The sequence below is a fragment of the Lonsdalea britannica genome, assembly GCF_002111595.1.
Taxonomy (GTDB): Bacteria; Pseudomonadota; Gammaproteobacteria; order Enterobacterales; family Enterobacteriaceae; genus Lonsdalea; species Lonsdalea britannica.
In genome coordinates this window covers 47,719-61,585 of the sequence record NZ_LUTN01000021.1, presented here as the reverse complement: position 1 = coordinate 61,585, position 13,867 = coordinate 47,719, and the positions used below count along the sequence as shown (strand labels likewise).

The window sequence follows — 13,867 nt, the reverse complement described above, 5'->3', positions numbered from 1 at the left end:
GTCATTTAACCTCCCTCTTCCGAATCTATTCCAATCATCGTGAGGAAAATGGCCTTGGGTTGGCGAACTCTTTTGCTTAGCAGCCAGCAGATTTTTAGCCAGATTCAGCTGGCGTCACTTACCTTTCCATGCGGGGATATACCCAGTAGGAAGGCGGCTTTGACACGCCCCCCTGACTTGGGCTTAAACACTATTCTTCCTATCACAGTTGCATTTGTCTTTCTGCTTACCCTTTCGCTAATTTGTCCCGATATATGATATATCTGCGAATAACGTCTCCGTTCGCCCCTACCTAGTCCACAAAATATCCTCTTCGCCAGAAGTGGCTTCCCTATGACCTTAACTCCAAATATTTAGTAAAAATAAGTATATAAATCTAAGAAGAACTGGCACCAATATTGTATTTTTTCTATAGATGCAAAAGGAGATTGAAGGTAGAATATCCGCCAACAATGCCACCATTTAAAACAGGTTGAAAAATGAATAAAAGGAATTTTATCCACTATGGATTATACTTAGTCATAGCTACAATCATATCACTTATTTACTATAAAATAAGTCAAAGAATAAATATAAATTCTGACATGGCTTCCGGCTTCCTTGCTGCTATCGATGTAAGCAAGGGCAATATATTTCTCAAAGGTTGGAGCCTCTCAACTGTCCCATTTTATTTTACAGAAATAGTTTGGTATTCATTAGTTATACTTATTGGTGGGTATCACTATATGTATAACTATGCATTACCGGCAATATATTTGGCAATCTTATGCACACTGATAATAATGTGTTGTGATAATAAAAAGACAGGGTTTTTTCTTACATTTTTCTTGCTGGGATCACCCGGTTTATTCTTGGCGAGCAATATATTAGTACCGGTAATTCATATCGGAGCATACATTTTCAGTCTAATATCTTTATTGCTTTCAATAAAATACATAAAGGATGGAGCAGGATTCCTGCTTATAATTAATTATTTTGTACTCACTATGGTTTTTTTTAGTGATAGCATTTCTTTGTTTATAATACTTTTCCCTTTTCTAACCGTCTTTTTTATCAATTTTCTTCAAGGTAAGACACATAAGCGTTGGTCTACACTTACTTTTGTGTCCTTATTTTCATATGCATCATCATTGATGATATGGACTTTATTTAAAAAATACGGATTTAATGTACCGGGATACTCATCTCCCACATTTGTATCGTTAGATACTTTTTACAGTAACCTTAATGTATTAGTTGAAGGTTTTTTACGCTTACAGGATGCTTTCTTTTTTGGTACAGACCCACATAATCGTGAAACTGTATTTATTTGTTTATCTTTTTCATGCCTTGTTTATATTGCAGCCATGTTTTTTTTAAAGTTAAGAAAAGCAAAAGAATTTGATAACATGGACTTTTATCTTTGTTCAGCAACTTTTGTTATGCCTATAGCTTTTGTAGTAAGTAGCGTAAATGTTGGTGTGTCATCAATAAGATATATAATCCCATTCTTTATCTTTATAATAATATTTATTAGTAGAAAAAATGATGCGATAACTTCAAAAAAAAGATTAAATAGCCTTGTTTTTTCAGTGATGCTTGTCACATCAATTTATAGTATTTACAACATGTTAAATACTCCCAAAGCTGTTAATCAAATGCACAGCGTTTCTGATATTATCAAAAAAAATGGTCTTAAAAAAGGTTATGCTGAGTTTTGGCATGCCTCATCCATTTCTGTTTATGATGATATCCAAGTCGCGCCAGTTTATTATGATGGCACCAAATTGATCAAGATGAAGTGGCTTAGTAAAGATGAGTGGTATAACGCAGGAAATAATTTTGTCATTATCAATAATATTGATATTGAGGCGACTGTTGTCAAGCAATTTGGTAATCCAGACAAAGTGATTGAGGCTGAAGGAGTGAAGATATTCATTTGGAATAAAAATTTGATAGCTTCAGATAGTTGATAACCTAAAAAAATTTAACGCCAACGTTTCAAATAGCCCCCACCTATTGGGGCTTCATACCAATTCAAAACTCTTTGGCGCCACTCTCTAATCATAAATATGATTTATTAGTAATCGTAAATAACCTAATTAGATTTGACTTCATAGCCTAGCAATGGGCAACTTACAAACTGTAAGTGACCCTGACCCTAAATCCTGCTCCATTCAAACACAGAATTTGGACTGCCCCAGCCACGGTAGACAATCCTGCCCTATATTTTGAGCATAGGAGGAGCGTATGGGCATACCACGATTTACATCTGAATTTAAGGAAGAGGCCGTCCGGCAGATCACTGAGCGTGGCTATTCCGTTGCTGAAGTTTCCGACCGGCTGGGCGTCTCCGCTCACATCCTCTACAAGTGGCTACGCGCCATAAAACCCGATAATAGCGAGCAGCATGCAAGGGATCTCCTCGAGGCTAAAAGCGAGATCCTCAAACTTCGTGCACAACTAAAACGCACCGAAGAAGAACGAGATATCCTGAAAAAGGCCGCGCGGTACTTTGCAAGGGAGCCCGACTAAAGTACCGCTTTATTAATGAGCACCGCGCTGAATGGGGTGTTATGACGATGTGTCGGGTACTGAATGTTGCACGGACTGGCTTCTATGCGTGGCTGCATAATCCTGTGTCCGAGCGTGAACGGGATAACCAGCGCCTGCTGACGCTTATCCGGGATTCGTATGTGCTGAGCGGCGGCGTGTACGGTTACCGCCGGGTTCATGGCGATCTGTGCGAAATCGGAGAACGCTGTGGTAAAAATCGTGTGGGCCGCATTATGCAACTGAACCGGATCAAGGCAGTACGTGGTTACAAATCACCCCGGCGCATCGCCGGCAGGCCTTCCGTGGTGGCGCCTAACCGGGTGCAGCGGGCATTTACCGTGGTGAAACCCAATCAGGTATGGGTAACGGATATCACCTATATCCGTACCTGGCAGGGCTGGCTGTATCTGGCGGTGGTTATCGACCTCTTTGCCCGTAACGTGGTGGGGTGGTCGATGAAACCAACGCTGTCACGCGAACTGGCACTGGACGCATTGATGATGGCGGTATGGCGGAGAAAACCGGAAAGTGAAGTGATAGTGCATAGCGATCAAGGCAGTCAGTATGGCAGCGACGACTGGCAGCGTTTCTGCCGGGCCAACCACCTCACGACGAGTATGAGTCGGCGTGGGAACTGCTGGGATAATGCGGTGGCGGAGTCGTTCTTCAGTTCGCTAAAAAAAGAGCGCATCAGAAAACGGATCTACAAAACCCGCGCGCTGGCCCGGGCCGATATCTTCGATTACATTGAAGTCTTCTACAACCGGGCCCGGCGCCACAGTCATCTCGGCGGCGTCAGTCCGGAGGCCTTCGAACAGGCCTCGTCGTGAGGACAGAATATGTCTACTGAGGTGGGGCAGTCCAATAGGGCAGGATTGTCTACCGTGGTAGGGGCAGTCCATATTGAGTAGTTATAACGAAATGAGATCGTTCCAGCCGGAGTTACCGCAACATACAAACCATCACGGTCATTAACTTTATAGAGTTTCTCCTTCGGCTTAAGGTGACGCAGCCTGGTGCCAGTCAACATGGTTTATTGTTTCCCTTTATCAATTAATACCATGTTGTAAAAACCCCAGAAAATTTATTTAACTATCTGTCTTAATTGAGTTATAAAAAATAAATACCATAACTCAACCGAAATTTATCACATGGTACTTTTTCAAATTTGAATTCAAAACCAGAGAGTACCATCAAAAATTCCATTGAAAAAACCGTGCTTCCCGTTACTAACAGCTGCCAGAAAATGCCAGAGATAAAAACAAAAAAGCCCGCAATTACGCGGGCTTAGAGGTGTTTTACTGCTTTTACGTGCAGGCTGTTGCCAGACGTTAAATCATTCCCACTCAATCGTCGCTGGCGGCTTGCCGGAGACGTCGTAAACAACGCGGGAGATGCCGTCCACTTCGTTGATGATGCGGTTGGAAACACGGCCGAGGAACTCGTACGGCAGGTGCGCCCAATGCGCGGTCATGAAGTCCACGGTTTCTACCGCGCGCAGAGAGACGACCCAGTCGTATTTACGGCCATCGCCCATTACGCCCACAGAGCGAACCGGCAGGAAGACGGTAAATGCCTGGCTGACCTTCTGATACAGGTCGGCTTTGTGCAGTTCTTCGATGAAGATGGCATCGGCACGGCGCAGCAGGTCGCAGTACTCTTTTTTCACTTCGCCCAGCACACGCACGCCCAGACCCGGCCCCGGGAACGGGTGACGGAACAGCATGTCGTGCGGTAAGCCCAGTTCCAGGCCAATTCTGCGGACTTCGTCTTTGAACAACTCTTTCAGCGGTTCAACAAGGCCCAGCTTCATCTCTTTCGGCAGGCCGCCCACGTTGTGGTGAGATTTGATGACGTGCGCTTTACCGGTCGCAGACGCGGCGGATTCGATCACATCCGGATAAATGGTGCCCTGAGCCAGCCATTTCACATCCGTCAGTTTGCTCGCTTCCTCGTCGAACACTTCCACAAACACACGGCCAATGATTTTACGCTTGGCTTCCGGCTCATCAACACCCGCCAGCGCGCTCAGGAAGCGCTCTTCCGCCGGGACATGAACAATGTTCAGGCCGAAATGGTCGCCGAACATTTCCAGCACCTGATCGGCTTCATTCAATCGCAGCAAACCGTTGTCCACGAAGACGCAGGTCAGGCGGTCGCCGATGGCGCGGTGCAGCAGCATCGCGGTGACAGAGGAGTCAACGCCGCCGGATAGGCCAAGGATGACTTTATCTTCGCCGACCTGCTCACGAATGCGGGAGACGGCATCGTCGATGATTTTTGCCGGCGTCCACAGCGCTTCACAACGACAAATCTCGAGGACGAAACGTTCCAGCATGCGCTGGCCCTGGCGAGTGTGCGTCACTTCCGGGTGGAACTGTACGCCGTAAAAACGTTTTTCTTCATTCGCCATAATGGCAAACGGGCAGGTATCGGTACTGGCTACGGTCTCAAAACCTTGCGGGATCGCAGTGACTTTATCGCCGTGGCTCATCCAAACGTCCAGCAACGGTTCGCCCGCCGCGCTGACGGCATCCTGAATGTCCCGCACCAGCGCGCTGGCAGACTTCACTTCCACCTGCGCGTAGCCGAATTCACGCTGATTGGAGCCTTCAACTTTTCCGCCCAGCTGCATCGCCATGGTCTGCATGCCGTAGCAAACGCCCAACACAGGAACACCGGCCTGGAACACATATTCAGGCGCTCGCGGGCTGTTGAACTCGGTGGTGCTTTCCGGGCCGCCGGAGAGAATAATCCCGTTCGGGTTGAATTCACGAATCTGCGCTTCGGTGACATCCCATGCCCAAAGTTCGCAGTACACGCCCAGCTCACGTACGCGGCGAGCGACGAGTTGCGTGTATTGCGAACCGAAATCCAGAATAAGAATGCGGTGTTGATGAATGTTTTCTGTCATGAGAGGCGTATTCCAATACGGATAGAAGCGAATGAAAAATAGAACCCGATAAATATTACCGGGTTCTGTTCGTTAAATCAGCCAACAAAAGCGCTTAACCTAAGCGGTAGTTAGGCGACTCTTTGGTAATGGTAACGTCGTGAACGTGACTTTCCTGAATGCCTGCGCCGCTGATGCGGACAAATTCAGCCTTGGTGCGCAGCGCGTCGATGGTCGGGCAACCGGTCAGGCCCATGCAAGAACGCAGGCCGCCCATCTGCTGATGAACGATCGCCTTCAGGTAACCTTTATAGGCGACACGGCCTTCGATACCTTCCGGCACCAGCTTGTCAGCTGCGTTGTCTGACTGGAAGTAACGGTCAGAAGAGCCTTTGGACATCGCGCCCAGAGAGCCCATGCCACGGTAAGATTTGAACGAGCGGCCCTGATAGAGTTCGATTTCGCCCGGAGACTCTTCCGTACCCGCCAGCATAGAACCCACCATGACACAAGCCGCGCCCGCAGCAATGGCTTTGGCGATGTCGCCGGAGAAGCGAATACCGCCATCGGCAATCACCGGAATACCTGTGCCTTCCAGCGCGGCAACCGCGTCGGAAATCGCCGTAATCTGCGGTACGCCTACGCCGGTTACGATACGCGTCGTACAGATGGAGCCCGGGCCGATACCGACTTTAACTGCGTTAACGCCCGCTTCCGCCAGCGCTAATGCGCCAGCGCCGGTGGCGACGTTGCCGCCGATGATCGGCAGTTCAGGATATTTAGCGCGTGTATCGCGAATACGCTGCAATACGCCTTCAGAATGGCCGTGAGAGGAGTCGATCAGCAGAACATCGACGCCAGCGGCGACCAGCGCGTCGATACGCTCTTCATTGCCTTCGCCCGCGCCTACGGCAGCGCCGACGCGCAGACGACCGCGCTCGTCTTTACAGGCGTTCGGTTTGCGTTCCGCTTTCTGGAAATCTTTAACGGTGATCATGCCCTTCAGGCGGAACTGGTCATCGACGACCAGCGCCTTCTCGATACGGCGCTCGTGCAGTTTGTGCAGCACGACTTCACGATCGCGCGCTTCACTCTCGCTGACTGTCACCAGACGCTCTTTCGGCGTCATCACAGCGCTGACCGGCTTGTTCATATCGGTCACGAAACGCACGTCACGGCCAGTGATGATACCGACGAGTTCGTTGCCTTCCGTCACGACCGGATAACCCGCGAAGCCGTTACGTGCGGTCAGGTCTTTCACCTGCTGCAAGGTGGTTGCCGGGGTGACGGTCTGCGGTTCTACCACGACGCCGCTTTCGTGACGTTTCACGCGGCCGACTTCTTCCGCCTGACGCTCAATAGTCATGTTCTTGTGAATGAAGCCCAGACCGCCTTCCTGTGCCAGCGCAATCGCCAGAGCAGATTCGGTTACCGTATCCATGGCGGCAGACAGCATAGGGATGTTCAGGCGAATGTTTTTCGTCAGTTGAGTGCCGAGATCGGCCGTGTTGGGAAGTACGGTAGAATGTGCAGGAACGAGCAGGACATCATCAAACGTCAATGCTTCTTTTGCGATACGTAACATGGGCAATATCTCACCGAGGATGGTTGGAAGATTAGATAAAATATTGCCGCGGCATTATACAGAGCATATAGGATTGTCTCCAGCGTTTTTTATAAAAAGCCTTGCGTACTGCCCTTTGCCCGGTAGTATGGAAAGATTAACCCACTGCTTTGAAACTTGATCTTTCTCACATGCCACAGACTCCTTCTAGCGCCATTTTTACCGTCAGCCGTCTCAATCAGACGGTTAAACAACTGCTGGAAGGCGAGATGGGCCATATCTGGCTCAACGGCGAAATCTCCAACTTTTCCCAGCCGTCATCCGGCCATTGGTACTTCACGCTGAAAGACGAGCGCGCCCAAGTGCGCTGCGCCATGTTCCGTGGCAGCAACCGTCGCGTGACGTTCCGACCACAGAACGGCCAGCAGGTGCTCATCCGCGCCATGATTACGTTGTACGAACCGCGAGGCGACTACCAACTGCTGGCGGACAGCATGCAGCCTGCTGGCGACGGTCTGTTGCAGCAGCAGTTCGAACAGTTGAAGCAACGTCTGTTCGGCGAAGGGTTGTTTGACCAGCAGTTCAAACAGCCGCTGCCGAAACCGGCCAAGCGTGTAGGCGTCATCACATCGGCGAGCGGCGCCGCGCTGCATGACATTTTACAGGTGCTGCAACGTCGCGATCCGTCGCTGCCGGTCATCATCTATCCGACCTCCGTACAAGGCGCAGACGCGCCGCCGCAAATCATCCGCGCCATCGAACTGGCTAACCTGCGCGATGAGTGCGATGTCTTGATCGTCGGCCGCGGCGGCGGCTCACTCGAAGATCTGTGGAGTTTCAACGACGAACGCGTCGCCAGAGCGATTTTCGCCAGCCGCATCCCCATCGTCAGCGCCGTCGGCCATGAAACGGACGTTACCATCTCCGATTTCGTCGCGGACTTACGCGCCCCGACGCCTTCCGCCGCCGCGGAACTGGTCAGCCGTAACCAGCAGGAGCTGTTGCGACAGGTGACAACCCAGCGCCAACGGCTGGAAATGGCGATGGATTACTATCTGGCGCAGCGCCAGAGCCTGTTCACTCGGCTGCATCATCGCCTGCAACAACAGCATCCCCAACTGCGGCTGGCGCGCCAGCAAAACCGGCTGATCCGGTTGCGTCAGCGACTGGACGACGCCGTACAGCTCAGACTGCGCCAAATCTCGCGCAGACAGGAATACCTCCAGCAACGCTTGCTGCAACAGCCGCCGCAGCCAAGAATCCATCGCGCGCAGCAACACCTTCAGCAGCTGCACTACCGGCTACAACACGCACTCGACAAACAGATCGGTCAGAACAAACAGCGCTTCGGCGAGGCCTGCTCTCACCTGCAAGCCGTCAGCCCGCTGGCCACGCTGGGTCGAGGCTACAGCGTCACCACGACCTCATCGGGCGAGGTGTTGAAAAAAGCGGGCCAGATCGCCGCCGGGGACACCCTCAGCACGCGGCTGCAAGATGGGTGGGTTGAAAGCCAGGTGACCGCTATTCATTCGGCCGATGACGCCTGAAATCACTCTTCGTCTGAAAATGATTTCCTGAACTATACTTATCGCTCCTTTACTGGTTATCTACGTTATGGACGTCCGCTCATACCGAGAGATATGCATCCATGTGGAGATGATGTATGAAAGCGATTCATAGCATAGTACCCCCGTATATCCTTCATCGTATCGTCAGCAATGGTTCTGACGAAGAGCGACGCCTCGCTCAGCAAACGCTGATGCATGTACAGTCGCTGATGGTCTCCGCCCAGACGCGTCCTCCCGAGCACGACCCACTCCCCGGCGGACAGATCCACCGCCATATTCATGATGCGCAACATCAGCAAACGCTGCCGGGCACGCTTGTTCGCGAGGAAGGCCAGGCCGCCACGGGCGATATCGCCACGGATGAAGCCTATGAGTATCTGGGCGCCACCTACGACTTCTTCTGGCAGGTTTTCGGCCGCAATTCTTTGGACAACGCCGGGCTGCCCTTACTGGGCTCCGTTCATTTCGGTCAGGATTATCAGAATGCTTTCTGGAATGGGCAGCAAATGGTCTTTGGCGACGGCGATGGCAAGATTTTCAACCGCTTCACCACCGCTATCGACATTATCGCCCATGAGCTGACGCACGGCGTCACCGAGAGCGAAGCGAATCTTCTCTATACGCGCCAGTCCGGCGCATTAAACGAATCGCTGTCCGATGTGTTCGGCGCCATGGTGAAGCAGTTTTATCTTAAACAAACGGCTCAGGAAGCGGACTGGATCGTCGGCGCGGGCCTCCTGACCGAGGAGATCGATGGCAAGGGCCTACGCTCCCTGTCTCGCCCGGGAACGGCCTATGACGACCCGCTGCTAGGTACGGATCCGCAACCTGCTCATATGCGTGATTACATCAACACCCGTGAAGATAACGGCGGCGTACATCTCAATTCTGGTATACCCAGCCGCGCCTTTTATCTGGCAGCGACCGATCTTGGCGGGTATGCATGGGAGAAAGCGGGTGTCATCTGGTATGACGTTTTATGTGACAAATCGCTGCCGCAGAACGCCGACTTTTCACTGTTTGCTCAATATACCGTGAATCATGCGGAACAGCGTTTTAGTACGGCGGTAGCGGATACCGTGCTGCACGCCTGGCATCGGGTGGGCGTGGATACGGGGATCCCGAATGAGTATGAACGCACTGCCCCGCTTGACTGACGACGCCATTATCGAACTGGCGCGGGAAGGCGGCATCGCTGGATACCCCAATTATCCGGGCCGAGATGGGTGGTATTAGCCAAACTGCCTGAGGAAGAACGTCAACGCATCTGTGCGGTACTGCGCAGCGTGTTGCCTTCAGCGGAGTCCGACGATCTGACCGATCCCCCCGGCCGGGCGATCAGTTTTACTACCGCATTCATATTCTCCGGAGTGAGTCAGACCGCAGCGACGCATCCCTTCAAGAGTGGCGGATTCCCGAACGGAATGCGCCGGAACTGGATGCTCTGTGGCGGAACGCACAGCCAGCGCCGTGATGTCTGCGGCGACGGCTCAATCCGACGTATCGGTCAAAACCGGTTGGTAGCGGAATAACACGCGTTTTTTTGAAATCAAACCGTGTTTCTGCGTGCAAAAATAGTCCACCGCGCCGCAGGCTTTAAGCACCTGCAACGACTGCCCACAGTCTGGGCATAACGCCTCACGGCGATAATCCTGTCGACACTCATCGCAGCTAAAACGCTCATCGCTGCGCCCTTGCATTTCGTGCTGGCACTGCGGACATCGCGGCGTCATGCCGTTCTCCTTTTCCATCGTCGTGTGGCCTCACTTATCACTGGCGTTCCCGCAATAAAAACGGGGCAGAAAATAGTCTGCCCCGCCGGTCCAATCTGGCACTTCAATTCGGCTTATTTGCCTTTTTTGATGTGCTGCATCAGACGTTTACGTTTACGCAGCTGGTTCGGCGTCAGGGTATTTCGCTTGTTCGCAAACGGGTTTTCCCCTTCTTTGAACTGAATGCGGATCGGCGTTCCCATCACCTCCAACGAACGACGGAAGTAGTTCATCAGATAACGTTTATAAGAATCCGCCAGATCTTTGACCTGGTTGCCGTGGATCACGACGATAGGCGGGTTATAACCCCCGGCGTGCGCATATTTCAGCTTCACCCGACGCCCACGCACCAGCGGCGGCTGATGGTCGTCGACGGCCATGCGCATGATACGCGTCAGCAGCGAAGTACTCACACGACGAGTCGAGCAGGTGTAGGCCTCAGTAATCGACTCAAACAGGTTACCGACGCCGCTGCCATGCAGTGCGGAGATGAAGTGAATACGGGCAAAATCAATGAAGCCCAGACGCAGATCCAACGTCTCTTTTACCTGCTCTCTCACATCCTGAGAAAGGCCATCCCACTTGTTCACCACGATCACCAGCGAGCGACCGCTGTTCAGGATAAAGCCCAGCAGAGACAAATCCTGATCGGAGATCCCTTCGCGAGCATCGATCACCAGCAGCACCACGTTGGCGTCTTCAATCGCCTGCAACGTTTTGATGACGGAAAACTTCTCGACGGTTTCCGTGATCTTGCCGCGTTTACGCACACCGGCAGTATCGATCAGGATATATTCGCGCTCGTCACGCTCCATCGGAATGTAGATGCTGTCGCGCGTCGTACCAGGCATGTCGTAAACCACAACGCGATCTTCGCCCAGAATACGGTTGGTCAGCGTCGACTTACCGACGTTAGGACGACCCACGATAGCCAGTTTGATCGGCAAAGATTCCGGATCGAAGTTATCTTCAACCTCGGCTTCCTCTTCGGCTTCAGTTTCAATGGCCAACTGCTCCGCCCAATAGGCGGCGTTGGCTTCTTCTTCCGTCAGCTCCTTCGGCTCTTCGCCCTGATTTTCCGCAAACGGCAGCAGCACTTTTTCCAGCAGGCCGGTGACGCCACGGCCATGCGATGCCGCGATCGGGTAGACTTCGCCGAGGCCCAGCGAATAGAAGTCCGCCGTGCCGGTATCCACATCGATCCCATCGATTTTGTTGGCGACCAGGAACGTGGATTTTTGGCGGTTGCGCAGATGCTGGGCAATGCCCAAATCCGCTGGCATCAACCCATCACGGGCATCGACCATGAACAGCACGATATCCGCTTCTTCAATCGCAAGCAGAGACTGGTCCGCCATCCGTGTTTCCACGCCTTCTTCACTACCGTCAATACCGCCTGTATCGATGATAATGAACTCGTTTCCTTCCACCTCGGCACGACCATACTTGCGGTCACGCGTCAGCCCAGGAAAATCCGCCACCAATGCGTCACGAGTACGCGTTAAGCGGTTAAACAGCGTGGATTTCCCCACATTCGGGCGCCCGACCAGCGCGACGACAGGTATCATTGTTACAACCTCATTGCTTATATTTCAATTCGTTACAGCAAGCTTAGCTGGCTGATCATAAAAGACGAAACGGCTCCTGATAGCGTCAGGAGCCGTTCGACAGGTCAAAGGCCATTCTGGCGCCTTCGCCCGGAGTAAAACACGTGTACTAGCGCGTAAAGGCGTAAACCTCGCCGCCTTTAGCCTGAATCAACAGCTTATCGCTGGCCACCACAGGGTTGCTCAGGAAGCCGGAGCTATCCACTTTCTGCTGAGAGACGAAACGGCCATCGGTCGTATTAACCCAATGCATGTACCCTTCCTCGTCACCCACCACCAGGTAACCATTATACAGTGCCGGAGCCGTCAGATTACGGTGCAACAGCTCGCTCTGGCGCCAGATGCTCACGCCGCCGCTGGTGTTCAGGGCCACGATGCGATCATCCTGATCGACCAGATAGATACGGTCGCCGTCAACAATGAAGTCGTTCACCGAGCCCAGTTCGCGTTTCCACAAAATCTGACCGGAGCGCAGGTCCAACGCCGTCAGGTTGCCATGGTAACCCAGCGCATACACCACTTCGCCGACGATGACCGGCGTGGTATCGACGTCGTTCAGGCGGTCGATTTCGGTAGCGCCGCTCGGCTGGGAAATACGTTGCTGCCAAATCAGCTGGCCCTGGTTGATCAGCACGGCGCTGACGCGTCCGTTGTCGCCGCCAACGATAGCCGCGCCAAATGCAGTCGCTGGCGCAGACTCGCCGCGCACCGACAATGCCGGCATATCCAGGTTCACCGTCCACTTAACAGCGCCGTCAGCTTCGTTCAGCGCCTGCAGCATACCATTGCTGGTGTGCACCAGCACTACGCCATCGCTGATAACCGGATGAGAAGTGACTTCCCCGGCGACCGGCGTCTCCCAGACCTGAGAGCCGTCGTCTGCATTCAAAGCGAACATCTTCGCTCTTTCACTGCCGACGTAAACGTGATTTCCGGCAACCGATACGCCGCCGGACAACAGTGCCGGACGGTTCGCCGACAGCAGGCCCGTTTTCTCAGACAGGTCGGCCTTCCATTTTTCTTCGCCGTTGCTCAAATCCAGCGCTTTAACCGTACCGCGACGGTCGGCGGCATAAACACGGCTGTCTTGCCAGGCCGGACGCAGATTGGAATAGAAATCACCGATACCGCTGCCGATTGAACGACTCCAGACTTTCGTCGGCGTGAACTGGTTCTCTACCTGCGGCAGAGGGGACATTTTAACAACGTCTTCTTCACGGTCGAATAGCGAACAGCCGCTCAGCAGGGCAGTTGAAACCAGTCCTACCAAAAGTGTTTTACGCAATTGCATGGAATTCCTCTTAGCTGGACAGGTTGTTCAGTTTCATTCGTAACAGGGCCTGCAGCCCCTGAGGAGGCTGAGACTCGATGCCTTTTTCATACGCACTACGCGCACCCTGATTATCACCTTTGCTGACCAGAACGTCGCCGCGAACGTCTGCAACCATAGCGGCCCAGCCTTCGGTTTTAATGGCATCCAGCGTTTTTAGCGCGTCATCCGCTTTTTTCTGCGCAAGCTGCACACGCGCCAGACGCAGGTTGATCAGCGATTGCAGATCGGCGTTATTGCTTTGAGAAAGCGCTTGAGTCAGCTGCTGCTCTGCTTTGGCGAAGTCTTTCAGCTCAGCATAGTGAGCCGCCAGCTCCATAGAAGCGAGCGCGCCGTAGTTGTTCTTGTTGGCGGCAGCAAACGCTTCCACCGCCGTGGTGCCCTTACCTGCCGTCAGCGTTTCACTGGCCTGCTGATAGGCCGATGACGTTACCATCGCGCTATTGTCCTGATGGCTCTGCCAGAAGCGCCAACCGACCAGCGCCCCTATTCCCAGGACCACGCCGACAGCCAGCGCCTTGCCGTTTTCTCTTAGGAAACGTCGCAGCGCATCAACCTGTTCATTCTCTGTGGTATAGACTTCCACGGTGTCTTTCTC

11 protein-coding genes and 1 pseudogene are annotated in these 13,867 nt (G+C 52.5%); 5 read left to right on the top strand and 7 right to left on the bottom strand.

Annotated features, from left to right (window positions below):
- Positions 1–479: 479 nt before the first annotated feature.
- The gene (locus AU509_RS15635) at positions 480–1,952 is read left to right on the top strand and encodes a hypothetical protein (RefSeq protein ID WP_094118780.1); all 1,473 of its coding nucleotides are present in this window, start codon (positions 480–482) and stop codon (positions 1,950–1,952) included.
- A gap of 277 nt (positions 1,953–2,229) precedes the next feature.
- A protein-coding gene (locus AU509_RS15625; RefSeq protein ID WP_208640018.1) for an IS3 family transposase occupies positions 2,230–3,365 on the top strand; the annotation gives its coding sequence in 2 pieces (ribosomal slippage) (positions 2,230–2,476 and positions 2,476–3,365; 1,137 coding nt in all).
- A 71-nt stretch (positions 3,366–3,436) separates the two neighbouring features.
- Here the strand turns inward: AU509_RS15625 and AU509_RS18340 are convergent.
- The 3 genes and pseudogenes from AU509_RS18340 to guaB form a co-directional block, all read right to left on the bottom strand.
- Positions 3,437–3,565, bottom strand: a pseudogene (locus tag AU509_RS18340) (Arm DNA-binding domain-containing protein); the annotation flags it as partial.
- Positions 3,566–3,871: 306 nt separating this feature from the next.
- The gene (gene guaA / locus AU509_RS15615; protein ID WP_094118777.1) at positions 3,872–5,449 is read right to left on the bottom strand and encodes a glutamine-hydrolyzing GMP synthase; all 1,578 of its coding nucleotides are present in this window, start codon (positions 5,447–5,449) and stop codon (positions 3,872–3,874) included.
- A gap of 94 nt (positions 5,450–5,543) precedes the next feature.
- A complete protein-coding gene (gene guaB, locus AU509_RS15610; RefSeq protein WP_099045422.1) occupies positions 5,544–7,013 on the bottom strand; it encodes an IMP dehydrogenase in 1,470 nt (489 codons plus the stop codon).
- 170 nt (positions 7,014–7,183) lie between these two features.
- Here guaB and xseA point away from each other — a divergent pair, with 170 nt between their 5' ends.
- The 3 genes from xseA (at position 7,184) to AU509_RS15595 (ending at position 10,092) form a co-directional block, all read left to right on the top strand.
- Positions 7,184–8,539 (top strand): exodeoxyribonuclease VII large subunit, encoded by a 1,356-nt coding sequence (gene xseA / locus AU509_RS15605; protein ID WP_085653577.1) that lies wholly within the window; start codon positions 7,184–7,186, stop codon positions 8,537–8,539.
- 116 nt (positions 8,540–8,655) lie between these two features.
- Positions 8,656–9,717: a M4 family metallopeptidase gene (locus AU509_RS15600; protein WP_085653576.1), complete on the top strand. Its 1,062-nt coding sequence runs from the start codon at positions 8,656–8,658 to the stop codon at positions 9,715–9,717.
- 69 nt (positions 9,718–9,786) lie between these two features.
- Positions 9,787–10,092 (top strand): hypothetical protein, encoded by a 306-nt coding sequence (locus AU509_RS15595; RefSeq protein ID WP_322788449.1) that lies wholly within the window; start codon positions 9,787–9,789, stop codon positions 10,090–10,092.
- On the opposite strand, the gene AU509_RS15590 is transcribed toward AU509_RS15595, so the two are convergent.
- From AU509_RS15590 to AU509_RS15575, 4 genes are all read right to left on the bottom strand, one after another.
- The gene (locus AU509_RS15590; RefSeq protein WP_094118776.1) at positions 10,051–10,293 is read right to left on the bottom strand and encodes a zinc ribbon domain-containing protein; all 243 of its coding nucleotides are present in this window, start codon (positions 10,291–10,293) and stop codon (positions 10,051–10,053) included. The genes AU509_RS15595 and AU509_RS15590 overlap by 42 nt on opposite strands.
- Before the next feature lie 113 nt (positions 10,294–10,406).
- A complete protein-coding gene (der, locus tag AU509_RS15585) occupies positions 10,407–11,900 on the bottom strand; it encodes a ribosome biogenesis GTPase Der (RefSeq protein ID WP_085653573.1) in 1,494 nt (497 codons plus the stop codon).
- Positions 11,901–12,048: 148 nt separating this feature from the next.
- On the bottom strand, positions 12,049–13,230 hold the full coding sequence (gene bamB / locus AU509_RS15580) for an outer membrane protein assembly factor BamB (RefSeq protein WP_094118775.1): 1,182 nt from the start codon (positions 13,228–13,230) through the stop codon (positions 12,049–12,051).
- A gap of 10 nt (positions 13,231–13,240) precedes the next feature.
- A complete protein-coding gene (locus AU509_RS15575; protein ID WP_094118774.1) occupies positions 13,241–13,855 on the bottom strand; it encodes a YfgM family protein in 615 nt (204 codons plus the stop codon).
- Between the last annotated feature and the right edge of the window lie 12 nt (positions 13,856–13,867).